At 63.1% G+C, this 21,808-nt stretch carries 21 protein-coding genes; 10 read left to right on the forward strand and 11 right to left on the reverse strand.

Annotation, left to right across the window (positions count from 1 at the left end; genetic code table 11):
• Window positions 1–99: 99 nt before the first annotated feature.
• From J3B00_RS01805 to J3B00_RS01825, 5 genes are all read right to left on the reverse strand, one after another.
• Window positions 100–2,052 (reverse strand): GGDEF domain-containing protein, encoded by a 1,953-nt coding sequence (locus tag J3B00_RS01805; protein WP_209862777.1) that lies wholly within the window; start codon window positions 2,050–2,052, stop codon window positions 100–102.
• 27 nt (window positions 2,053–2,079) lie between these two features.
• Window positions 2,080–2,934 (reverse strand): endonuclease/exonuclease/phosphatase family protein, encoded by an 855-nt coding sequence (locus J3B00_RS01810; protein WP_209862780.1) that lies wholly within the window; start codon window positions 2,932–2,934, stop codon window positions 2,080–2,082.
• 11 nt (window positions 2,935–2,945) lie between these two features.
• Window positions 2,946–3,581, reverse strand: coding sequence for a thiol:disulfide interchange protein DsbA (gene dsbA, locus J3B00_RS01815; protein ID WP_209862783.1), 636 nt, complete (start codon window positions 3,579–3,581; stop codon window positions 2,946–2,948).
• Between the two features lie 205 nt (window positions 3,582–3,786).
• Complete coding sequence (locus tag J3B00_RS01820; RefSeq protein ID WP_209862786.1) at window positions 3,787–4,404, reverse strand: c-type cytochrome; 618 nt, start codon at window positions 4,402–4,404, stop codon at window positions 3,787–3,789.
• Between the two features lie 31 nt (window positions 4,405–4,435).
• Window positions 4,436–4,711 carry a c-type cytochrome gene (locus tag J3B00_RS01825; RefSeq protein WP_209874525.1) on the reverse strand — a complete coding sequence of 92 codons (276 nt, stop codon included), beginning with the start codon at window positions 4,709–4,711 and terminating at the stop codon, window positions 4,436–4,438.
• A 211-nt stretch (window positions 4,712–4,922) separates the two neighbouring features.
• Here J3B00_RS01825 and yihA point away from each other — a divergent pair, with 211 nt between their 5' ends.
• Window positions 4,923–5,555, forward strand: coding sequence for a ribosome biogenesis GTP-binding protein YihA/YsxC (yihA, locus tag J3B00_RS01830; RefSeq protein ID WP_209862790.1), 633 nt, complete (start codon window positions 4,923–4,925; stop codon window positions 5,553–5,555).
• A gap of 343 nt (window positions 5,556–5,898) precedes the next feature.
• Here yihA and polA read toward each other — a convergent pair whose 3' ends face one another.
• The gene (polA, locus tag J3B00_RS01835) at window positions 5,899–8,664 is read right to left on the reverse strand and encodes a DNA polymerase I (protein ID WP_209862793.1); all 2,766 of its coding nucleotides are present in this window, start codon (window positions 8,662–8,664) and stop codon (window positions 5,899–5,901) included.
• A 75-nt stretch (window positions 8,665–8,739) separates the two neighbouring features.
• On the opposite strand from polA, the gene J3B00_RS01840 reads away from it, so the two are divergent.
• Both J3B00_RS01840 and J3B00_RS01845 read left to right on the forward strand, forming a co-directional pair.
• Window positions 8,740–9,027 (forward strand): DUF2782 domain-containing protein, encoded by a 288-nt coding sequence (locus tag J3B00_RS01840; protein WP_209862796.1) that lies wholly within the window; start codon window positions 8,740–8,742, stop codon window positions 9,025–9,027.
• Window positions 9,028–9,096: 69 nt separating this feature from the next.
• Window positions 9,097–10,047 (forward strand): homoserine kinase, encoded by a 951-nt coding sequence (locus J3B00_RS01845; protein ID WP_209862799.1) that lies wholly within the window; start codon window positions 9,097–9,099, stop codon window positions 10,045–10,047.
• A gap of 178 nt (window positions 10,048–10,225) precedes the next feature.
• On the opposite strand, the gene znuA is transcribed toward J3B00_RS01845, so the two are convergent.
• Window positions 10,226–11,191, reverse strand: coding sequence for a zinc ABC transporter substrate-binding protein ZnuA (gene znuA, locus J3B00_RS01850; protein WP_209862802.1), 966 nt, complete (start codon window positions 11,189–11,191; stop codon window positions 10,226–10,228).
• 18 nt (window positions 11,192–11,209) lie between these two features.
• On the opposite strand from znuA, the gene zur reads away from it, so the two are divergent.
• The 4 genes from zur to J3B00_RS01870 all read left to right on the forward strand — a co-directional run bounded on the left by zur (window position 11,210) and on the right by J3B00_RS01870 (window position 14,074).
• Window positions 11,210–11,695, forward strand: a complete 486-nt coding sequence (zur, locus tag J3B00_RS01855; protein ID WP_209862805.1) for a zinc uptake transcriptional repressor Zur — start codon at window positions 11,210–11,212, stop codon at window positions 11,693–11,695.
• On the forward strand, window positions 11,692–12,465 hold the full coding sequence (gene znuC / locus J3B00_RS01860; RefSeq protein WP_209862808.1) for a zinc ABC transporter ATP-binding protein ZnuC: 774 nt from the start codon (window positions 11,692–11,694) through the stop codon (window positions 12,463–12,465). Before zur ends, znuC begins: the two co-directional genes overlap by 4 nt.
• Entirely contained in the window at window positions 12,458–13,240 is a 783-nt protein-coding gene (gene znuB, locus J3B00_RS01865; protein WP_209862811.1) for a zinc ABC transporter permease subunit ZnuB, read from the forward strand. The genes znuC and znuB overlap by 8 nt, the downstream gene beginning before the upstream one ends.
• Before the next feature lie 126 nt (window positions 13,241–13,366).
• Window positions 13,367–14,074: a PA5502 family lipoprotein gene (locus J3B00_RS01870; protein WP_209862814.1), complete on the forward strand. Its 708-nt coding sequence runs from the start codon at window positions 13,367–13,369 to the stop codon at window positions 14,072–14,074.
• A 127-nt stretch (window positions 14,075–14,201) separates the two neighbouring features.
• Here the strand turns inward: J3B00_RS01870 and katE are convergent, their stop codons facing one another.
• Window positions 14,202–16,346 carry a catalase HPII gene (katE, locus tag J3B00_RS01875; protein ID WP_209862816.1) on the reverse strand — a complete coding sequence of 715 codons (2,145 nt, stop codon included), beginning with the start codon at window positions 16,344–16,346 and terminating at the stop codon, window positions 14,202–14,204.
• Between the two features lie 223 nt (window positions 16,347–16,569).
• Here katE and J3B00_RS01880 point away from each other — a divergent pair, with 223 nt between their 5' ends.
• The 3 genes from J3B00_RS01880 to J3B00_RS01890 all read left to right on the forward strand — a co-directional run bounded on the left by J3B00_RS01880 (window position 16,570) and on the right by J3B00_RS01890 (window position 19,083).
• A complete protein-coding gene (locus J3B00_RS01880) occupies window positions 16,570–17,577 on the forward strand; it encodes a methionine ABC transporter ATP-binding protein (RefSeq protein ID WP_209862819.1) in 1,008 nt (335 codons plus the stop codon).
• The gene (locus J3B00_RS01885; protein WP_209862822.1) at window positions 17,577–18,248 is read left to right on the forward strand and encodes a methionine ABC transporter permease; all 672 of its coding nucleotides are present in this window, start codon (window positions 17,577–17,579) and stop codon (window positions 18,246–18,248) included. Before J3B00_RS01880 ends, J3B00_RS01885 begins: the two co-directional genes overlap by 1 nt.
• Window positions 18,249–18,312: 64 nt before the next feature.
• Entirely contained in the window at window positions 18,313–19,083 is a 771-nt protein-coding gene (locus J3B00_RS01890) for a MetQ/NlpA family ABC transporter substrate-binding protein (RefSeq protein ID WP_209862824.1), read from the forward strand.
• Window positions 19,084–19,223: 140 nt separating this feature from the next.
• Here J3B00_RS01890 and J3B00_RS01895 read toward each other — a convergent pair whose 3' ends face one another.
• The 3 genes from J3B00_RS01895 to J3B00_RS01905 are packed head-to-tail and all read right to left on the reverse strand — an operon-like array spanning window position 19,224 to window position 21,807.
• Window positions 19,224–19,856, reverse strand: a complete 633-nt coding sequence (locus J3B00_RS01895; protein WP_209862826.1) for an SCO family protein — start codon at window positions 19,854–19,856, stop codon at window positions 19,224–19,226.
• Complete coding sequence (gene cyoE, locus J3B00_RS01900) at window positions 19,853–20,755, reverse strand: heme o synthase (protein ID WP_209862828.1); 903 nt, start codon at window positions 20,753–20,755, stop codon at window positions 19,853–19,855. Before cyoE ends, J3B00_RS01895 begins: the two co-directional genes overlap by 4 nt.
• Window positions 20,740–21,807, reverse strand: a complete 1,068-nt coding sequence (locus J3B00_RS01905; RefSeq protein ID WP_209862831.1) for a COX15/CtaA family protein — start codon at window positions 21,805–21,807, stop codon at window positions 20,740–20,742. The genes cyoE and J3B00_RS01905 overlap by 16 nt, the downstream gene beginning before the upstream one ends.
• Between the last annotated feature and the right edge of the window lies 1 nt (window position 21,808).

Below are 21,808 nucleotides of genomic sequence, written 5' to 3' on the forward strand. Positions count from 1 at the left end.
TTCGAGTCGACAATGTCGCTACAGTATAACGTGCTCCCTGCTCAGCGCTTGCAGCAAAGCGTCCAGGCAAATTGTTGCCCGAGATGAACAGCTGGCTGTTCAGCCCTGCTCGACCCGGTTGCGGCCAAGGTCCTTGGCCCGATAGAGCGCCGCGTCTGCACGCTTGAGCACTTGGTCGCCGCGCTCGCCAGCACGGAAGGCACTCAGTCCAATCGACGTAGTGATCACCACCGGCTCACCCTTGAAGTGGAACGGGCAGGCTTCGATCGCAGCGCGCAGGGCCTCCGCGACCTGGGCGCCAGCGGCTGGCGAGGTCTGCGGCATGAGCAGGACGAACTCCTCGCCACCAAAGCGGGCGATGAAGTCGCGACCGCGCAGTCGCTTGCGCAGCTGATCAGCGACGATCTTCAGCACTTTGTCTCCGGCCAGGTGGCCATAACTGTCGTTGATCCGCTTGAAATGGTCGAGGTCGAGAATCGCCATCAGCAGATGACCGCCGTGTTCCTGCCAGTCGAGTACCTCACGCTCGACCTGCTCGGACCACGCAGCGCGGTTGGGCAGGCCGGTCAGCGGGTCGATCAGGGCTTTCTGGCGCTGCTCTTCGAGGTGCTCGCGGTAGCCCTGGGCTTCCTGCTCCATGTTCGCCACCCGTTCCGCCAGGCCGTGCAGGCGACCGGCCAGTTCCTGCTCGCGACGGTCACGTTGTTGCTGGTGGTCATCGATGGTCACCAGTACGCCTTCGAGGCGGTTATCCAGAATATGCTTGAGGCTGTCCAGGTCAGCGGCGCCCTGTACGCTGCTTTGCAGGCCATCGACCTGTTCGCGCAGTTGCGTGTCCAATTGGCGTGCAGCGGAGCTGTTGTCGGCATGGCCGGCGCTGGCTTCGTGCAAGTGGCTCTGGAAGGTTTCCAGGCGCTCGTTGAGTTGCTGCAGATACGCTTCAAACTCGTGCTGGCCGCTGTCGGTGATGGCCAGCATGAGCACCGCCAGATCATCCAGGACCGGGATCAGCTCGTACCAGTTCAGTCCGCGGGCAACCCGCTCGCGCATCTCCAGGGCCTGGGCCTTGTAACGCTCGGGCAAGCTAAGGTCGTCGAGCAGGCCGATCAGAGTCTTCTCGATATGTACGGCCACCTGACTGTAGGGCGGCTCGACGGCATGGGGCAGGGCATAGGGGCCATCTTCACCCTCCAGTACATCCAGCACAGCGATGCTGGTCTCGGGCGCTTGCAGCGCTTCTGCAGCTCGGGCCGGTTCTACCGTAAGCGCGTCTGGCTCGGCCTCACCCAGTACCGGGGTCAGCTCAATCTGCACCTGATCGGCGTTGACCGGGCCCGGCTGCGGCGTTATGGCTTCAACCAGAGCGGGGCCCGAGCCATCCAGCAATGGTTCCGGGACCAGCGCCGGCGCCTCGCTTTCGACCTCAGCAGGCGCCTGCATGGCAGGTGCGACAGCCGCGGGCGGTTGCGGCTCGCTGTCGACGGCGGTGGGCGCAGACGACTCGGCGGGTTCTGGTCGAGATTCGCTCTCGCCTTTGCCGAACAGGCGTTGCAGGAAACCCGGGCGCTCACCCTCTTCAGGGTTTTGTAGCACAGTCAGCGCCTTGCCCTGCAAGCCGCTCAACTCACCCAGCAACGGCGGCAGCTCGCGTGACTGGCTGACGCCGCCGTCGAGCTTCTTCGCCAGCTTTTTCAACGGCCGCGCGACGTCGCTGGTCAACGGCAGCGCCTGCAACTGTGAGACCAGCGCAGTCAGCGCATCGCTGACCTGGTTCATGCGGGTTTCGCGACGCTGCTCGGAGTCGAGCACGGCCTTTTCCAGGCGTGGGATCAGATTGGCCAGCCCGGCGTCCATGTTGTCGCTACGGATCACCTCGCGCATTTCCTTCATGCACTGGTCGACGGCCTTGTCGCTGCCTTCGGCCGCCAAGGTGCTGCGCACCAGACCGCGGCGCAGCAGGTCGAGCCGCGCGTCCCAACGACGCTCGAGCTTTTCCTGCTGTTCGAGGCTTTTAAGGTATTTTTCTTTCCAACGCTCGGCGTCGTCTGTCATGCCTGGGTCCGCTGCGGGTGATGGCAATTAGCTCAAGACCGGCAGCGTATCCACAGTCAATGCGTCAGGCAATCGAATCTCGACCGCAACGGGAAGGTGATCGGAAATAGGCTGCGCCAGCACTTCGACCCGCTCCAGGGTGAGGGTCGGGCTGAGCAGGATATGGTCCAGGCAGCGCTGCGGGCGCCAGCTGGGGAAGGTGGCCTCAACCTGCGGCGCAATCAGGCCAAGATCGCGCAGCGGGGAATGCTCGAGCAGGTCATTGGCATGGGTATTCATGTCGCCCATGAGCACCTGATGGCGATAGCCGCCAATCAGCTCGCGGATATAGCTCAGTTGCAGGGCGCGAGTCTTGGCGCCGAGCGCGAGGTGCATCATCACCACGATCAAGGCGTCCTTGCCCTCGCCAAAGCGCACCAGGATCGCCCCGCGACCGGCCGGGCCGGGCAGTGGATGATCTTCCAGTTGATGAGGCTTGAGCCGGCTGAGCACACCGTTGCTGTGCTGGGCGAAGCGCCCCAGGTTGCGGTTGAGCTGCTGATACCAGTACGGAAAGGCACCGAGCTGGGCCAGGTGCTCGACCTGATTGACGTAGCCCGAACGCAGACTGCCGCCATCGACCTCCTGCAGTGCGACCAGGTCGAAGTCGCTGAGCAGCGCTCCGATCTTCTGCAGGTTGCCGGCCCGCCCGGTGTGCGGCAGCAGGTGCTGCCAACTGCGGGTCAGGTAGTGGCGGTAGCGTTCGGTGCTGATGCCCACCTGGATATTGAAACTGAGCAGCCGCAGTCGACCATCTTCCGGCAGGCCAGGGGCCTGTAGATGATGCTCGTTGACCTGCGGCTGGTGCAGGCCAACACCCCGGGTGGCGCGCAAACGGGCCATGGGTTCGCCGCTTACTTAGCGGCGCGCTCCTTGGCGATCAGCTGGTCGGCGACGTCCAGCACGCCTTCCGGACCACCGGCGGTGCCCAGGTCGAAGCGGTACTTGCCGTTGACGACCATGCTCGGTACGCCGGTAATTTCATACTTCTTTGCCAGTTCCTTGGCTTTCTGCACCTGACCCTTGATCGCGAAGGAGTTGAAGGTGGCAAGGAACTTGTCCTTGTCGACACCCTGGGTGGCGAGGAACTCGGCCATGTCTTCAGGCTTGACCAGTTGCTTGCGCTGGTTCTGGATCGCATCGAAAACGGCGGCATGGACCTTGTGCTCGACGCCCATGGCTTCGAGGGTCAGGAACATCTGGCCGTGAGCGTCCCAAGGGCCGCCAAACATGGCCGGAATACGCACGAAGTTGACGTCAGCCGGCAGTTTTTCCGCCCATGGATTGATAGTCGGCTCGAAGTGATAGCAGTGGGGGCAGCCATACCAGAACAGCTCGACGACTTCGATCTTGCCGGGTTTCGAGACCGGAACCGGGTTGCTCAGCTCGATATACTGCGTGCCGGCTACAGCAGGCTCGGCGGCCTGGACGGCGGTCATACCGAATACGCTGGCGGCGACCAGCGCAGCGCTGAGAATCAGTTTACGCATGCTTTACTCCTGAGCAGTCATTGGTCACCTCGACGCGACCAATGCTGTGACCGGTCGGGAAGGGCTCTAGTTCTGTAGTGTAACGGCTGCGGACAGAAAAAAGGGCGGTCCGGGCCGCCCTTTCATCTTCGCTCATCGACCATTAACTCAGTGTTAAGCCGGTCGGCCGCCAGCGCGGGCAAGCCCGTGATGACGACCTCAGGGCTCAGTGCAGGCCCTGGATGTAGCTGGCCAGCGCCTCGATATCCTTGTTGCTCAACTTGCCGGCAATGGTGCGCATGGTCATCGCGTCGCCATCATTGGTCCGTTCACCCTCACGGAAATCGGTGAGCTGCTTGGTAATGTAGGTGGCGTGCTGACCACTGAGGTGGGGGAAGCCTGCCAGGGCGATCCCGGCACCGTTGGGCGAGTGGCAGCCGGTGCAGGCGGGCATGCCTTTTTCCAGGTCGCCGCCATTGAACAGGGCGCGGCCGCGTTCGACCAGCTTGGGGTCCGCCGCGCCCACGCTGCCTTTCTGGCTAGCGAAGTAAGCGGCGATGTCGGCCAGGTCCTGTTCGTTGAAGGGTTCGAGCATGCCGGTCATCTCCAGCACGGTACGCTTGCCGGACTTGATGTCGTGCAGTTGTTTTTCCAGGTAGCGCTCGCCCTGGCCGGCGAGTTTCGGGAAGTTTGGCGCCAGGCTGTTGCCATCGGGGTTGTGGCAGGCACCACAGATGGCGGTTTTGGCCTGACCGGCGGCAGCATCACCTTTGATAGGGTCCGCAGCATTGGCCGCTCCTGCAACCCCCATGGTCAACAGCAGACTCACGAATAGTTTGTTCATCAGCTAATCCAACACGGCTAAGGGTGAAATGTTATGTATCGGGACTGCCGCTCATCCAAAGGATGACCAAACGGTAGTCCTCGGTACTGCAGTCCCTGCACAATCCACGCGGCGGCATAGCCTTGAAACCCTGTGTAACATGTGTCACCAGTACCTCCATACCTTGCGCCAGTCTGGGCTCCCAGGCCGCGGAATCACCCCGTTTGGGTGCCTGCGGCAATTGCCCGGCGTGACAGGCCGCACAGCTGCGGTTGTACAACGCCTCGGGATCCTGTGTAGCCTGTGCGCTGAAAAACGGTAGGAACATACCGACAGCCAGTAGCCATTTCGCCTTGCGGAACGACCTTTCAGGGTTGGGGGCCGCGCTGCGTTCTGTTGCGCGAGCTAATGTTCGACACCCCATGTGCGCTCTCCTTCTCTGGGAGAATGCACACACAAAAACTGGGGCATTATATACTTCCGTCCTCCAAACGGAAACGACACTGCCTGGATTAGGCAACACCCACATCGGATATCCCATGCAAGTCAAGAACCCCATCCTCGGCCTCTGCCAGAAAGCCACATTCGCCCTTAGCGCTGCCAAGGTCGAACAATGCCCGGAAGACCAGGGTTACGAGGTGGCTTTCGCCGGCCGTTCCAACGCCGGTAAATCCAGCGCCCTCAACACCCTGACCCATGCCAGCCTGGCGCGAACCTCGAAAACCCCGGGGCGCACCCAGCTGTTGAATTTCTTCAGTCTGGACGATGAACGGCGTTTGGTCGACTTGCCGGGTTACGGTTACGCGAAAGTGCCGATCCCGCTCAAGCAGCACTGGCAGCGCCACCTCGAGGCTTACCTGGGTGGGCGTGAATGCCTGCGCGGGATCATCCTGATGATGGATGTGCGCCATCCGATGACCGACTTCGACAAGATGATGCTCGACTGGGCCAAAGCCAGCGGCATGGCCATGCACATTCTGCTGACCAAGGCCGACAAGCTCACCTTCGGCGCGGCCAAGAACACCTTGCTCAAGGTGCAGGCAGAAATCCGCAAGGGTTGGGGTGACGCGGCGTCTATCCAACTGTTCTCGGCGCCCAAGCGTCAGGGCCTGGAAGAGGCTTACGCAGTGTTGGCCGGCTGGATGGCGCTGGAAGACAAGCCTGCCGAGTAAGACCGTTGGACTGCTGGGGCCGCTGCAGGGCGGTCACAGCTATTCATTTGCTCAAATCGCAGGCAAAAAAAACCCCGGACTTCGTATGGGGAGGGGGAAGTTCGGGGTTCAAGTCTGGACCGCTAGGGCGGGGTCCAGGTATCTGCCAACACTTAACACAACATAGGAGCATCGAAAGGCTTCACCAGCCATTCAGTACGTCTGAGTCCCGCTTCACCGGTTTAGTTCCGCAGCCCATGAAACTATTTGCACTGGTTTCATGAAACTGCAGCGCTAACGGCCTCAAGCCAGTAGCGGATCCGCGACACCACGACGCAGATCCTACTCCTGTTCAACGAAGCATTTAGTGAGCTTCGTCCCAATTCGAACCAACGCCTACCTCGACCAGCAGCGGAACATCCAGCTGCGCAGCGCCGCTCATGTGCTGACGAATCTCTACCTTGACCTGCTCGACCAGGTCCTCGCGCACTTCCAGCACCAGTTCATCGTGCACCTGGAGGATCACCCGGGCATCGAGGCCACTACTGGTCAACCAGCCATCCACCGCGACCATCGCACGCTTGATGATGTCCGCCGCAGTGCCCTGCATCGGCGCGTTGATCGCCGTACGCTCGGCCCCCTTGCGCAGGGCCGGGTTCTTCGCATTGATGTCCGGCAGGTACAGGCGACGGCCGAACAGGGTTTCGACGAAGCCTTGTTCGGCGGCCTGGGCGCGGGTGCGCTCCATGTACGCCAGCACCCCTGGGTAGCGGGCGAAGTAGCGGTCGATGTAGTCCTGCGATTGCTTGCGGTCGACGCCGATCTGCTTGGCCAGGCCGAAGGCGCTCATGCCGTAGATCAGACCGAAGTTGATCGCCTTGGCGCTGCGCCGCTGATCAATGGTGACCGCGGCCAGGTCGACGCCGAACACCTCGGCAGCGGTCGCCCGGTGCACGTCGAGGTCATTGCGGAAGGCGTGCAGCAGGCCTTCGTCCTTGGCCAGGTGGGCCATGATGCGCAATTCGATCTGCGAGTAGTCGGCCGCCAGCAGGGTATAGCCGGGGCTGGCGACGAAGGCCTGGCGGATACGCCGGCCTTCAGCGCTGCGAATCGGGATGTTCTGCAGGTTCGGGTCGCTGGACGACAAACGGCCGGTGGCGGCCACCGCCTGCTGATAAGAGGTGTGAATGCGTCCGGTGCGCGGGTTGATCTGGTGCGGCAGCTTGTCGGTGTAGGTGCTCTTGAGCTTGCTCAGGGTGCGGTATTGCATCAGCACCTTGGGCAGCGGGTACTCCTGCTCGGCCAACTCGGCCAGCACCGCTTCGGCAGTCGACGCCTGGCCTTTGGTGGTCTTGCTCAGTACCGGCATGCCCAGCTTGTCGTAGAGGATCACGCCAAGCTGCTTGGGCGAACCCAGGTTGAATTCTTCACCGGCCAGGGCAAACGCCTCGCGCTCCAGCTCAGCCATCTTCACGCCCAACTCGCCGCTCTGGATCGCCAGCAGGTTGGCATTGACCAGCGCGCCTTGGCGCTCGATCTTGGCCAGCACGGGCACCAGTGGCATCTCGATGTCCATCAGCACCGGCTGCACGCTCGGGGTCTTGGCCAGCAGCGCTTGCAGTGCCTGGTGCAGGCGCAGGGTGATGTCGGCGTCTTCAGCGGCGTAAGGGCCGGCCTTGTCCAGATCGATCTGGTTGAAGGTCAGCTGCTTGGCGCCTTTGCCGGCGATCTGCTCGAAGGTGATGGTGCTGTGGTCGAGGTATTTCTGCGCCAGGCTGTCCATGTCGTGGCGGGTGCCGGTGGAATTCAGCACATAGGATTCAAGCATGGTGTCGTAGGCCACGCCGCGCAACTCGATGCCGTGCGCCTGATCACCGCCGATCGCGCAATTTGCCAGGATATTGATGTCGTATTTGGCATTTTGGCCGATCTTGCCCTTGCTCGGGTCTTCCAGCAGCGGCTTGAGCGCCAGCAATACGCTGTCGCGGTCGAGCTGGGCCGGCGCGCCTTCGTAGTCGTGGGTCAGCGGCACGTACGCCGCCACATGCGGCTCGACCGCGAACGACACACCTACCAGCCGCGCCTGTTGGGCGTCCAGGCTGGTGGTTTCGGTGTCGAAGGCGAACAGTGGCGCCTGGCGCAGCTTTTCCAGCCAAGCGTCGAAACGCGCCTGCTCAAGGACGGTTTCATACTGTGGCTCGACCTTGGCCGCCGGCGCTTCGACCGGGGCGATCACCTCGCCGACCTTGACGGCATCGCGTTGCACCTCGGCGATCCAGCTCTTGAACTCCATCTCGGTGTACAGCGCAACCAGCGCGTCGCGGTCCGGCTCGGCGCATACCAGCGCGTCGACTTCGATGTCCAGCGGCACGTCGACCTTGATGGTCGCCAGCTCGTACGACAGGAACGCCGCGTCACGGTGCTCCTCAAGCTTGGCCGGCAGGCCCTTGGCGCCGCGAATCGGCAAGGCCGGAACCTTGTCGAGGTTGTCGTAGACATCGCGCAAACCGCCGCCGATACCGGTCAGCAGGCCCACCGCAGTTTTTTCGCCCACGCCCGGCACGCCGGGAATGTTGTCGACCTTGTCGCCCATCAGGGCCAGGAAGTCGATGATGTGTTCCGGGCCGACGCCGAACTTCTCGTGCACGCCGGGGATGTCCAGCACGCTGCCGGTCATGGTGTTGACCAGGGTAATGTGGCCATCCACCAGCTGCGCCATGTCCTTGTCGCCGGTGGAGATGATGACCGGACGGCCGGCGGCCGCGCTGCTGCGGGCGAGGGTGCCGATCACATCGTCGGCCTCGACGCCTTCAACGCACAGCAGAGGGTAACCCAGCGCCTTGACGCTGGCATGCAGCGGTTCGACCTGCACCCGCAGGTCATCCGGCATGCTTGGCCGGTTGGCTTTGTAATCAGCGTACAGGGCGTCGCGGAAGGTCCCGCCCTTGGCGTCGAAGACCACTGCGAAGAGGCTGTCGGGGTATTGCTTGCGCAGGCTCTTGAGCATGTTCAGCACGCCCTTGACCGCACCGGTGGGCAGACCCTTGGAAGTGGTCAGCGGCGGCAGCGCGTGAAAGGCGCGGTAGAGGTAGGAGGAACCGTCCACCAGGACGAGGGGCGCTAGGCTCATGAGGAGAATCAACCTTTTCGACGGGTCCGGCGCTAGAATAGCCAGAGTCATTGACGACAAAGGGACAAGGTTATCATGCGGACACTCAATCGCCTGTTACTGCTCGGCCTTCTGGCAACCATGCCAATCGTCACCCAGGCGGCGGACGACGCCCCATCGGCAGATCCCGATGTGACCATTCGCACGGAAGGCGATAGAACCATCCAGGAGTACCGGCAGAACGGCTTCCTGTATGCGATCAAGATCACGCCGAAGAACGGCAAGCCTTATTTTCTGGTACGCGCCGACGGCTCCGACGGCAATTTCATTCGATCCGACCAGCCGGACATGCTGATTCCGTCCTGGAAGATCTTCGAGTGGTAATCTGACGCGTACCGTTCACATCAACCTGGCACTTCCCGGCGGAAGTGCCCGCATGGGCAACTTTTCATCATGTCAGTTTTCACCCCTGTGTCCCGGCCCGAGCTGGAAACCTTTCTGGCGCCGTATGAGCTGGGCCGTCTGCTCGACTTCCAGGGCATTGCCGCCGGTACCGAGAACAGCAACTTCTTCGTCAGCCTCGAACAGGGTGAATTCGTCCTGACCCTGATCGAGCGCGGGCCGAGTGAAGACATGCCGTTCTTCATCGACCTGCTCGACGTGCTGCACGAGGCCGACATGCCGGTGCCCTACGCCGTGCGTGACCGCGACGGTAATGGCCTGCGCGAACTCAACGGCAAGCCTGCGCTGCTCCAGCCACGGCTGTCGGGCAAGCACATCAAGGTGCCGAACAACCAGCATTGCGCCCAGGTTGGCGAGTTGCTCGCGCATATTCATCTGGCGACCCGCGAACACACCCTCGAGCGCAAGACCGACCGCGGCCTGGACTGGATGCTGGAGTCAGGCGCCGAGCTGATCTCGCACCTGACTGCAGAGCAGCAGGCGCTGTTGCAGCCGGCACTGGACGAGATTGCCGCGCACAAGGCGCAGATGCTGGCCTTGCCACGGGCCAATCTGCATGCCGACCTGTTCCGCGACAACGTGATGTTCGAAGGCACCCACCTGACCGGGTTGATCGACTTCTACAATGCCTGCTCGGGGCCGATGCTGTATGACATCGCCATTACCGTGAATGACTGGTGCCTGGACGGCGAGGCGGGCATCGACCTGCCGCGCGCCCAGGCCTTGCTCGGTGCCTATGCGGCGCTGCGGCCGTTTACCGCGGCCGAGGCAGAGTTGTGGCCGGTGATGCTGCGGGTGGCGTGTGTGCGCTTCTGGCTGTCGCGGCTGATCGCGGCCGAGTCGTTTGCCGGGATGGATGTGATGATCCACGACCCGAGCGAGTTCGAGGTGCGTCTGGCGCAGCGCCAGGCGGTGGCGCTGAAGTTGCCGTTCGCCCTGTAAATCCGGGCGGCCCCTTCGCGGGGTCAGCCCTTCTGCTGTTCACTTGAGAATGCCGGGGCTGCTGCGCAGCCCTTTCGCGACACAAGGCCGCTCCCACACTTTCCACGTTAGTCCTGTAAATCGGTGCATACACGATAGGTGTCGGAGCGGCCTTGTGTCGCGATAAGGCCGACCAACCCTAGAGCTGCTCCAGGCACCCCGCCAGCTCGCTGCCCAGCGTCTCCAGCAAGCGCTCATAGCCCTTGCCATCTACCGGATCGGTCCCGCCCAGCGCATCCAGCTCGGCCAGACGCACCGGCAGCCCGGCCGTCAGCGTCTCCGCCAGGCGCGGCCTCAGCGGCGGCTCGCTGAATACACAGGTCTTGCCCACTTCCTGCAGGCGCTTGCGCATCGCGGCGACATGCTGCGCGCCCGGCTGCACCTCGGAAGCGACACTGAACACCCCGGTATGCTTCAAGCCATAGGCAGCTTCGAAGTAGTCGAACGCCTCGTGGAACACGAAGTACGGCTTGTCAGCCACGCCCGCGACGCGTGCCTTGATGCGCTGATCAAGCGCGTCCAGACGCCCGACAAACGCCTTGAGGTTGGCCTGGTAGCGCGGCGCATTGGTCGGATCGACCTTGGCCAGGTCCGCAGCCATCTGCGCCGCAATCACCCGGGCATTGACCGACGACAGCCACAGATGCGCGTCCAGGCTTCCCGGGCGATGATCGTGGTCGTGATCATCGTGAGCGTCCTGGTCATCATGTTCATGCGAGTGGCTGTCCTCGCCAAAGTGGCGCAGTTGCATGCCGCTCAGCGACTGCACGGCCACGCTCGGCTTGCTGCGAGTGTTCAGCACCCGTGGCAGGAAGTTCTCCATGTCCGGACCGATCCAATACAGCAGGTCGGCATCGGCCACCCGCCGTACATCGGAAGGGCGCAAGGCATAGTGATGCGGTGAAGCACCAGGCGGCAGCAGCACTTCAGGGCTGCCGACGCCGTCCTGGACCGCCGCAGCGATCTGCTGCAAGGGCTTGATGCTGGTCAGCACACGGACGTCGGCCTGGGCCGAACAGGCAAGCAAAGCGACAAAAAGGACCAGGAAACGGGGCACGATGAATACTCGTCTTGTCAGAAACAGGTAACATAATAACGTCTCCATTCAGAACCGTCGCCGCCCATGTCCATCACGCCGCTGGCTCACCGTCCCCACGACCACTCCCATTGCGTGCACAGCGCCCTGGCCGAAGCCGATGCCATTTGCATCCGCCAGGGGCTGCGCCTGACTGCCTTGCGCCGGCGAGTGCTGGAACTGGTCTGGCAGAGCCACAAGCCGCTGGGTGCCTATGACATCCTCGCCGTTCTCAGCGAGCAGGACGGCCGCCGCGCCGCCCCGCCGACCGTCTATCGGGCGCTGGACTTCCTTCTGGAAAACGGCCTGGTGCACCGCATCGCATCCCTTAACGCCTTCATCGGCTGCAGCCACCCGGAGCATGCCCACCAGGGCCAGTTCCTGATCTGCCGTGCGTGCCATGTGGCCATCGAACTGGAGCAGGACAGCATCAGCGGGGCCATCGTCGCCAGCGCCAAGGCGGTCGGCTTCAGCGTCGAGACACAGACTGTGGAAGTGGTCGGCCTGTGCGGCAGCTGCCGGAGCGCGGCATGAGCGACGCGCTGATCCGCCTCGAACAGGTCGGGGTCACGTTTGCCGGTGAAGCGGTGCTGGACAACATCGACCTGGCCGTTGCGCCGGGCCAGATCGTCACCTTGATCGGCCCCAACGGCGCTGGCAAAACCACGTTGGTGCGCGCCGTGCTCGGCCTGCTCAAACCGCACCGGGGCACGGTGTGGCGCAAACCAAAGCTGCGTATCGGCTACATGCCGCAAAAGATCCAGGTCGATGCCACCTTGCCACTGTCGGTGCTGCGCTTTTTGCGCCTGGTGCCCGGGGTAGACCGCGCCGCAGCGCTGTCGGCACTTCAGGAAGTGGGCGCCGAACAGGTCATCGACAGCCCGATCCAGACCATCTCCGGCGGCGAGATGCAACGTGTGCTGCTGGCTCGCGCCCTGCTGCGCGAGCCGCAACTGCTGGTGCTCGACGAGCCCGTGCAAGGCGTCGACGTGGTCGGCCAGACCGAGCTGTACAACCTGATCACCCGCCTGCGCGACCGCCACGGCTGCGGCGTGCTGATGGTCTCGCATGACCTGCACCTGGTGATGAGCACCACCGATCAGGTGGTCTGCCTGAACCGCCACGTGTGCTGCTCGGGCCACCCGGAGCAGGTCAGCGGCGACCCGGCCTTCGTCGAGCTGTTCGGCCAGAACGCCGCGAGCCTGGCGGTCTATCACCACCATCACGACCACAGCCACGACCTGCATGGCGCGGTCGTTACCCCTGGCGCCCATGTTCACGGAGAGCACTGCAAGCATGGCTGATTTTCTTCTCTACGCCCTGCTTGCGGGTCTTTCCCTGGCGCTGGTGGCCGGCCCACTGGGCTCGTTCGTGGTCTGGCGGCGGATGGCCTATTTCGGCGACACGCTGTCGCATGCCGCCCTGCTCGGGGTCGCCCTGGGCTTTGTGCTGGATGTCAGCCCAGCGCTGGCGGTAACAGTCGGCTGCCTGCTGCTGGCGATCCTCCTGGTGACCCTGCAGCAACGCCAGCCCCTGGCGTCGGACACCCTGCTCGGCATCCTCGCGCCCAGTACCTTGTCGCTGGGCCTGGTAGTCCTGAGCTTCATGCACGATGTGCGCATCGACTTGATGGCGTATCTGTTTGGCGACCTGCTGGCGATCAGCCCGGGCGATCTGGGCTGGATTGTTGGTGGCAGTGCGCTGGTGCTGCTCCTGCTTGCCGCACTCTGGCGGCCATTGCTGGCGATTACCGTGCACGAGGAACTGGCGATGGTCGAGGGCCTGCCGGTGGCAGCCCTGCGCCTGACGCTGATGCTGCTGATTGCGGTGGTGATCGCGGTGGCGATGAAGATTGTCGGCGTGCTGCTGATCACCTCGTTGCTGATCATTCCCGCCGCTGCCGCACAACGTCACGCCCGCTCGCCGGAACAGATGGCGCTGGGCGCCAGCCTGCTTGGCGTTGCCGCAGTCTGCGGCGGGTTGGCGCTGTCGTGGTTCAAGGACACCCCGGCCGGGCCATCGATCGTGGTCTGCGCGGCGGTGCTATTCTTGCTGAGCCTGGCCCTGCCAAAGCGTTGAAATTCGGGGTGCGCCCCGGCGCATCCTGCAACCTTTTCCTGGGTAAAGGTCTGTAAGTGTTGTTTTCGAGCGTGCGCACCTGGGTGTAGACTTGCTCGCTTTTTGCGCAAATAGAGAGTCGCAGGAATGAAGCCGTTCGCCTTCCGTTATCTGCTTGTTGCCGCGTTTTCGTTAGTCCTGGCCGCGTGTTCCAGTGCCCCGGTCGAGCAGTCGACCGCGCCTGTCGAGGCTGATCCTTGGGGAGCGCTGCAGCAGAACATCGCCAGCAACGAACTGGCCACCGCTGAAGATCAACTGACTACCCTGCAGGCCCAGGCGCCGGATGACGCGCGGGTCGAGCAGTACCAACGCCAGTTGGCCGAGGCCTACCTGCAACGCAGCCAGATCGTCCTGCAAAAGGGCGATGTGAATGCTGCCGCGACCGCCCTGGCGCGCGCCCGGGCGTTGATGCCACAAGCCCCGGCGCTGACCGGCGGCGATGCCGTGGCCCTGGCGCGCAAGGCTGAACTGGAGCGGGCCGAGGCGGCGTTGAAGGCTGCCGAGGCCAAGCCGAAAGCGCGGGTGATCGACCCGACGGCGCCGAGCACGGTGGTCGCACTAAAGACCACGGATAGCCGCGCGCTGCGCCGGCAGCTCGACGACATCGCTGCGGATGTGCTGAGTTATCAGTGCGAAGTGGTGTTCCAGGTGCCGCGCACCGACGATGCACCTTGGCTGAAAACCCTGTTGGAGAAGCGCGTGCGCAAGCTCGACAGCGGCTTTGAGCTGAAGCAGCGGCATGAGATTCAGCGCTCGTTGCCGGCGCAGGTGGTGCTGGTTCCGCACCAGGGTTGAGAGTGCCGGGGCTGCTGCGCAGCCCACCATCGCGACACAAGGCCGCTCCCACAGTAGATTGCCTAACGCGGTCCATTGTGGGAGCGGCCTTGTGTCGCGATAGGGCCGCACAGCGGCCCCGGCGATCTCAGGCTGGAATCGCTTCGGCAGCCGCCTCGCGCGCCCAGACCCGATGCCCCTCGACGGCTTTGACGAAGGCATCGATCACTTTCTGATCATCCCCCACCAGTAGGCCGGCGTCTTCTTTAAGGCCCAGGCTATCCAACAGCGCCTTGCCATCCTTCGCCACACCGATCGCCTTCAGATGTTTGTAGCCCTCAAGCAGATAATGCTTGGCCAGACCGCTACCAGCCAACGCCTGCAGGGAAGCCTTGCCCGCCGGCACCAGAATGCCGTCGACCATTACCGAAGGCATCCCCTCCATCGAAGCATCCACCGGCAACGCCTTGCCATCCGCGGTCTTCACTGGTGCCGAACTCGGCCCCAGCAACAGCGGCCGAGCAGCCTGTGCTTCCAAGGCTTTCACCAGCCGGTCAACATCAGCGCCATCGACGCCATCGGCCACCAGCAGGGCGATTTTGCGCCCCTTGATGCCGACGCTGCCTGGCAGGTTCATCTGGCTCAACGCCGGCGATTTCGCCAGGCTCGAACCCTTGACCTGCACCGTGCCCTTCTTCGGCGCCGGCAAACCGAGGTTGGCCGCCACCGCCGCCGCCAGCTTGAGATCGATGTTGGCCAGGATCTCATTTACTTCGCGAATACGGATGTGCTCACGCTCGACCTTGCCCAGCTCGAAGCTGTAGGCCTTGATGATGTGCTGCTGCTCGTTCTCGCTCATGCTCTGGAAGAACAGCCGGGCCTGCGAGAAGTGGTCGCTGAACGACTCGCTGCGCTGGCGAATCTTGGTAGCGTCGATACGTTCCTGATGACTCTCGAAGCCGCCATCCTCGGCTGCCGGCGCGGTTTCCTTCGGCCAGCCGCCGTCGATGCTGTTCGGCTCATAGGAGGCGCGGCCCTTGTCGATGGTCATCCGGTGCAACGCGTCGCGCTGGCCATTGTGGTTGGGCGCCACCGGTCGATTGATGGGAATCTCATGGAAGTTTGGCCCACCGAGGCGGCTGATCTGGGTGTCGGTGTAGGAGAACAGCCGGCCCTGTAACAGCGGGTCGTTGCTGAAGTCGATGCCAGGGACGATGTGCCCCGGGCAGAAGGCGATCTGCTCGACCTCGGCAAAGAAATTGTCCGGGTTGCGGTTGAGTACCATCTTGCCCAGCGGCGTCACCGGTACCAGCTCTTCTGGGATGATCTTGGTCGGGTCGAGCAGGTCGAAGTCGAATTTGTGCTCGTCGGCCTCAGGGACGATCTGCACGCCCAGCTCCCATTCCGGGTAGTCGCCGGTCTCGATAGCCTCCCACAGGTCACGACGATGGTAGTCGGTGTCCTTGCCGGCAAGCTTCTGCGCTTCATCCCACAGCACGGAGTGCACGCCTTGGGCTGGTTTCCAGTGGAACTTGACGAAGCTGGCAACGCCTTCGGCATTGATCAGACGGAAGGTGTGTACGCCAAAGCCTTCCATCATGCGCAAGCTGCGCGGGATGGCTCGGTCAGACATGGCCCAGATGACCATGTGCGCCGACTCTGGTACCAGCGAGACGAAGTCCCAGAAGGTATCGTGTGCCGAACCGCCTGTCGGAATCTCGTTATGCGGCTCGGGTTTCACCGCATGGACGAAGTCAGGAAACTTGATCGCATCCTGAATGAAGAACACCGGCATATTGTTGCCAACCAGGTCGAAGTTACCTTCATCTGTGTAGAACTTAACGGCAAAACCGCGCACATCACGCACGGTATCGCCCGACCCGCGCGGCCCCTGCACGGTTGAGAAACGTACAAATACCGGGGTGATCGCTTCCGGATCGCGCAGGAAACCCGCCTTGGTCAGTGCAGCATGATCGCCGTAACTCTGGAAATAGCCATGCGCGCCAGTACCGCGGGCGTGGACGATACGCTCCGGGATACGCTCATGGTCAAAATGGGTGATCTTCTCGCGCATGATGAAGTCTTCGAGCAGCGAAGGCCCGCGTGCGCCGGCTTTGAGCGAGTTCTGGTTGTCGGCTATCTTCACGCCCTGGTTGGTGCGCAACGCCTCACCGGTGGCGTCAGCACGGAAATTCTCCAGGCTCTGCAGCTTGGCGTTGGTATTGGCCTTGTCTGGGGTCTGGGTACCGGCGAGCTGGCTTTCTCGGGGGGCGTCGGTCTTCTTGCTGGACATCTGCGGATCTCCTCATCAGGTCTTCAGGCCGCCCTTGGGGGCTTGTTCTAGTAGTGACTGGAGGCTGATCACAGGCGTTCAATAAGCTTTACCGGCTGTCGCGTTATGCCCATACGATTGGACCGTTACGAAATAAATGCTAAGAACAGCTAAGGGAAAAGGCTAAAATGCGCCTCCGACTAACCGCTGCCCCAATTTCCATGCGCCCCACAAGGTTCGCTACGTGATCGAGTTTCAACATGTGCACAAAACCTACCGCGTCGCCGGTAGGGACATCCCCGCCCTCAACCCGACCAGCCTGACCATTGAAAATGGCCAGGTGTTCGGCCTGATCGGCCACTCCGGCGCCGGCAAGAGCACCTTGCTGCGCCTGATCAACCGCCTTGAAGCGCCAAGCGGCGGCAAGATCATCGTCGATGGCGAGGACGTCACCGCGTTCGACGCCAACCAGCTGCGCGGCTTCCGCCAGCAGGTCGGGATGATCTTCCAGCACTTCAACCTGCTGGCGTCCAAGACCGTTGCCGACAATGTGGCCCTGCCACTGATCCTGGCCGGCAACCTCTCGCGCAGCGAGATCGACAAGCGCGTCACTGAATTGCTGGCCCGGGTCGGTCTGTCGGACCACGCCAAGAAGTACCCGGCGCAGCTCTCTGGCGGGCAGAAACAGCGCGTCGGCATCGCCCGCGCCCTGTCCACCCGGCCGAAGATCCTGCTCTGCGACGAGGCCACCAGCGCCCTCGACCCGCAGACCACGGCCTCGGTGCTGCAACTGCTGGCGGAAATCAACCGCGAGCTGAAGCTGACCATCGTCCTGATCACCCATGAAATGGACGTGATCCGTCGTGTGTGCGACCGCGTGGCGGTGATGGATGCCGGCCTGATCGTCGAGCAAGGGCCGGTGGCCGAAGTGTTCCTGCACCCGCAGCACCCGACCACCAAGCGGTTTGTCCAGGAAGACGAGCAGGTCGATGAAGGCGAGCAGCGTGATGACTTCGCCCACGTGCCTGGGCGCATCGTGCGCCTGACCTTCCAGGGCGAGGCCACCTACGCGCCGCTGCTGGGCACCGTGGCCCGCGAGACCGGCGTCGACTACAGCATTCTTGCCGGACGTATCGACCGCATCAAGGATGTCCCCTATGGGCAGCTGACCCTCGCCGTGACCGGTGGTGACATGGAAGCGGCGTTCGCCCGCTTCACCGCAGCTGATGTACATATGGAGGTACTGCGTTGATGGACGCTCTGAATTTCTTCGCCAATGTCGACTGGGCCGAAATCTGGCTGGCGACCATCGACACCATGATCATGCTGTTCGGTTCGCTGTTCTTCACCGTGCTGCTCGGCCTGCCGCTGGGCGTGCTGCTGTTCCTCTGCGGGCCGCGGCAGATGTTCGAGCAGAAGGGCGTATACGCGCTGCTGTCGCTGGTGGTGAACATCCTGCGCTCGCTGCCGTTCATCATCCTGCTGATCGTGATGATCCCGGTCACCGTGCTGATCACCGGCACCTCGCTGGGCGTCGCCGGCGCCATCCCGCCGCTGGTAGTGGGCGCCACGCCGTTCTTCGCACGCCTGGTGGAAACCGCTCTGCGTGAAGTCGACCGCGGCATCATCGAGGCGACCCAGTCGATGGGCGCCACCACCCGCCAGATCATCACCAACGCGCTGCTGCCCGAGGCGCGCCCGGGCATCTTCGCCGCAATCACCGTGACCGCCATTACCTTGGTGTCGTACACCGCGATGGCCGGCGTTGTGGGTGCCGGTGGCCTGGGTGACCTGGCGATCCGTTTCGGCTACCAGCGCTTCCAGACCGACGTAATGGTGGTCACCGTGGTCCTGCTGTTGATCCTGGTTCAAGTTCTGCAGAGCGTTGGCGACAAACTGGTCGTGCACTTTTCCCGTAAGTAACCCCAATGGGGTCGGCCGAGCCGACCCGTTCGGGGGCCGTCGCGGCCCTCACAAGGAGTGTTTGATGAAGAAGCTGCTTGCTGTCGTCGCCGCCGTCGCGGCCTTTTCGGCCAATGCCGAATCCCTGACCGTCGCCGCCACCCCCGTGCCGCACGCCGAGATCCTCGAATTCGTCAAGCCGGCCTTGGCCAAGCAAGGCGTTGAGCTGAACGTGAAGGTGTTCACCGACTACGTCCAGCCAAACGTGCAAGTCGCCGAAAAGCGCCTGGACGCCAACTTCTTCCAGCACCAGCCGTACCTGGATGAGTTCAACAAGGCCAAGGGCACCCACCTGGTCAACGTCGCCGGCGTGCACCTGGAGCCGCTGGGCGCTTATTCGAGCAAGTTCAAGACCCTCGCCGAGCTGCCTGCCGGCGCCACCGTGGTGATCCCCAACGACGCCACCAACGGCGGCCGCGCGCTGTTGCTGCTGGACAAGGCTGGGGTAATTGCGCTCAAGGACAAGAGCAACATCCTGTCCACCGTGAAAGACATCACCGGTAACAGCAAGAACCTGAAATTCCGTGAGCTGGAAGCCGCGACCATCCCGCGCGTGCTGACCCAGGTCGAGCTGGCGCTGATCAACACCAACTATGCGTTGGAAGCCAAGCTCAACCCTGAGAAGGACGCTCTGGTGATCGAAGGCAACGACTCGCCTTACGTCAACATCCTGGTCTCGCGTGAAGACAACAAGGATTCCGCGGCGATGAAGAAGCTGGTAGCGGCGCTGCACTCGCCTGAAGTGAAAGCGTTCATTAACGAGAAGTACAAAGGTGCAGTGATTCCGGCGTTCTGATCCGTAATCCAGTGGGGCCGCTTTGCGGCCCTTTCGCGACACAAGGCCGCTCCCACAGTTGACTGCGCAACGCGGTCCCTTGTGGGAGCGGCCTTGTGTCGCGAAAGGGCTGCGAAGCAGCCCCATTTTTTGCCAGCAGATCAGTCGCGCTTGACCAAGCCCGGCAGCTGCGCCAGCAACTTCTGATTATTGAACGGCGCCCGAATGAACCCCCGCTGGCGCCCGTCCGGGCCGACAATCGCCAGGTTGCCACTGTGATCCACGGTGTACCCAGGCTTGCTGGTATCCGCCGGAATAAACGGAATGCTCAAGGCATTGGCGAGTTTCTGGGTATCCTCGATCGACCCCGCCAGACCCACGAAATCCTTGTCGAAGTAGCCCAGGTACTGCTTGAGCTGTTCAGCCGTATCGCGGTGCGGATCGACACTCACCAAGACCACCTGCAACCGATCCAGCGCCTCCTTGGGCAGCTCGCTCTTGACCTGACGCAACTGGGCCAGGGTGGTCGGGCAGATGTCTGGGCAGTAGGTATAGCCAAAGAACAACAGCGACCACTTGCCCTTGAGCTGGTCCAGCGCAACCGGCTGGCCATTCTGGTCGCGCATCTCTACCGCCGGCACGCTGCGGCTCTGCGGCAGCAGAATGATCCCGGCGTCGATCAGCTCGGCAGGGTTCGCCTCACTGCGGCCATTGAGCACCTTGTTGACAGTCAGACCGAGGATCAACGCGACCACGGCAACGAGGATGAAGACGGTTTTCTGGGTTCGGGTCATAGACTCAGCTTGAACAGATAGTGGTCAACAAGCAGCGCGATGAACAGACCGAACAGGTACCACACCGAGTACTTGAAGGTCTTGATCGCCGCGTGCGGCCGGGTGCCACGGTACAACACCCAGGCCCAGCCGACAAAACGCAGGCTGAGCAGCAGGGCACAGCCCAGGTACACCAGGCCGCTCATGCGGATGACAAAAGGTAGCAGGCTGACCGCCAGCAGGATCAGGCTGTACAGCAGGATATGCAGCGCGGTGTAACGCTCGCCGTGGGTCACCGGCAACATGGGAATATCGGCCTTGGCGTATTCCTCCTTGCGGTGGATGGCCAACGCCCAGAAGTGCGGCGGGGTCCAGGCAAAAATGATCAGCACCAGGAGCAAGGGCTCGGCGCTGATGTGGCCGGTGACCGCCACCCAGCCCAGCAACGGCGGGGCGGCGCCAGCCAGGCCGCCGATGACGATGTTCTGCGGCGTGGCCCGCTTGAGATAGCCGGTATAGACCACGGCGTAGCCGAGCAGCGAGGCCAGCGTCAGCCAGGCGGTGAGGGGGTTGGTGAACACCAGCAGCAAGGTCATCCCCAGCAGCGCCAAGGCCAAGGCAAATCCCAACGCCAGCAACGGCGCAATTCGCCCCTCGGCCAAGGGCCGCTTGTGGGTACGCGCCATGAGGGCGTCGATGCGTCGGTCGAGCACATGGTTGACCGCCGCGGCCGCGCCTGCGCACAGGCCGATTCCCAGGTTGCCGAACACCAGCACCGGCCAGGCCACGCCAGCCCGCGTGGCCAGGAACATGCCCACCAGCGAGGTGATCAGCATCAGCACCACCACCTTGGGTTTGGTCAGCTCCAGGTAATCACGCCAGCCGGCCTGCTGCCGGGCTTCACTCAGAATCGTCGCCACGCATCACTCCTCATCGGCACATGCGCACCCGCCACTCGGGTAAAGCGCCAGCCATGCCCCACGCGAACCTTGTCGACCACCCGGATGCGGTAGTTGACCAAAACCATGCTCAGCAGCAACAGTGCGCCACCCGCGTTGTGCGCCACCGCCACGGCCAGCGGCAGGTGGAACACGACGTTGCTGATACCCAGGCAGACCTGTACAGCCAAGGCCACCAGCACCAGCCGCGCCAGCCCGGCCAAGCCATTGCGGTAGAGCTTCCAGCTGAGCATCAGCAGCACCAGGGTCACCAGCAAAGCGCCCAGGCGGTGACTGAGATGGATGGCCGTGCGCGCGTCGCTGTCCAACTGCCCGCCGAGGTAGTTGGGGCCAACCTGCTGAGTCAGGTGGAAACCATTGCTGAAGTCCGCCGCTGGCCACCATTGGCCATGGCAGGTCGGCAGATCGATGCAGGCAACCGCCGCGTAGTTGGCACTGACCCAACCGCCCAGGGTTACCTGCCCGATCACCACCAACAACCCCAGGACGGCGATCCGCCGTAGGCTCAGCGGCAGCTTGGGCGGCGGCGCAAACGCCCGCGACAGGCGCAGCGACAGCAGCAACAGCAGGCTCAGGGTGGTAAAGCCGCCGAGCAGGTGCGCCGTGACCACCTGCGGCCACAGTTTGAGCGTTACCGTCCACATGCCGAAGGCCGCCTGTGCCAGCACCACCGCCAGCAACAGCAGCGGCAGGCGATAGGGCTGACCGTCACGCCCATGGCGACGCAGCGCCTGCCACGCCAGCGCAGCGATCACCAGCGCCAGGCCGCCGGCAAAATAGCGATGGACCATCTCCGCCCAGCCTTTGGCGGTTTCCACCGGATGCTCCGGGAAATGCAGCTCAGCATGCGCCAACTGCGCGTCGCTCTTCGGCACACTGATAAAGCCGTAGCAGCCGGGCCAGTCCGGGCAGCCGAGGCCTGCGTGAGTCAGGCGGGTATAGGCGCCCAGCAGGACGACCACAAGGGCCAGCAGGGTAGCGAACACAGCGAGACGATAGCCGGGTCTGGCCATG

The organism is Pseudomonas sp. BP8 (genome assembly GCF_017875955.1).
GTDB lineage: Bacteria > Pseudomonadota > Gammaproteobacteria > Pseudomonadales > Pseudomonadaceae > Aquipseudomonas.

Coding starts and splice junctions, on each gene's coding strand:
- J3B00_RS01805 (WP_209862777.1), bottom strand. CDS start 2,052: ATGACAGACGACGCCGAGCGTTGGAAAGAAAAATACCTTAAAAGCCTC.
- J3B00_RS01810 (WP_209862780.1), bottom strand. CDS start 2,934: ATGGCCCGTTTGCGCGCCACCCGGGGTGTTGGCCTGCACCAGCCGCAG.
- dsbA (WP_209862783.1), bottom strand. CDS start 3,581: ATGCGTAAACTGATTCTCAGCGCTGCGCTGGTCGCCGCCAGCGTATTC.
- J3B00_RS01820 (WP_209862786.1), bottom strand. CDS start 4,404: ATGAACAAACTATTCGTGAGTCTGCTGTTGACCATGGGGGTTGCAGGA.
- J3B00_RS01825 (WP_209874525.1), bottom strand. CDS start 4,711: ATGTTCCTACCGTTTTTCAGCGCACAGGCTACACAGGATCCCGAGGCG.
- yihA (WP_209862790.1), top strand. CDS start 4,923: ATGCAAGTCAAGAACCCCATCCTCGGCCTCTGCCAGAAAGCCACATTC.
- polA (WP_209862793.1), bottom strand. CDS start 8,664: ATGAGCCTAGCGCCCCTCGTCCTGGTGGACGGTTCCTCCTACCTCTAC.
- J3B00_RS01840 (WP_209862796.1), top strand. CDS start 8,740: ATGCGGACACTCAATCGCCTGTTACTGCTCGGCCTTCTGGCAACCATG.
- J3B00_RS01845 (WP_209862799.1), top strand. CDS start 9,097: ATGTCAGTTTTCACCCCTGTGTCCCGGCCCGAGCTGGAAACCTTTCTG.
- znuA (WP_209862802.1), bottom strand. CDS start 11,191: ATGGAGACGTTATTATGTTACCTGTTTCTGACAAGACGAGTATTCATC.
- zur (WP_209862805.1), top strand. CDS start 11,210: ATGTCCATCACGCCGCTGGCTCACCGTCCCCACGACCACTCCCATTGC.
- znuC (WP_209862808.1), top strand. CDS start 11,692: ATGAGCGACGCGCTGATCCGCCTCGAACAGGTCGGGGTCACGTTTGCC.
- znuB (WP_209862811.1), top strand. CDS start 12,458: ATGGCTGATTTTCTTCTCTACGCCCTGCTTGCGGGTCTTTCCCTGGCG.
- J3B00_RS01870 (WP_209862814.1), top strand. CDS start 13,367: ATGAAGCCGTTCGCCTTCCGTTATCTGCTTGTTGCCGCGTTTTCGTTA.
- katE (WP_209862816.1), bottom strand. CDS start 16,346: ATGTCCAGCAAGAAGACCGACGCCCCCCGAGAAAGCCAGCTCGCCGGT.
- J3B00_RS01885 (WP_209862822.1), top strand. CDS start 17,577: ATGGACGCTCTGAATTTCTTCGCCAATGTCGACTGGGCCGAAATCTGG.
- J3B00_RS01890 (WP_209862824.1), top strand. CDS start 18,313: ATGAAGAAGCTGCTTGCTGTCGTCGCCGCCGTCGCGGCCTTTTCGGCC.
- J3B00_RS01895 (WP_209862826.1), bottom strand. CDS start 19,856: ATGACCCGAACCCAGAAAACCGTCTTCATCCTCGTTGCCGTGGTCGCG.
- J3B00_RS01905 (WP_209862831.1), bottom strand. CDS start 21,807: ATGGCCAGACCCGGCTATCGTCTCGCTGTGTTCGCTACCCTGCTGGCC.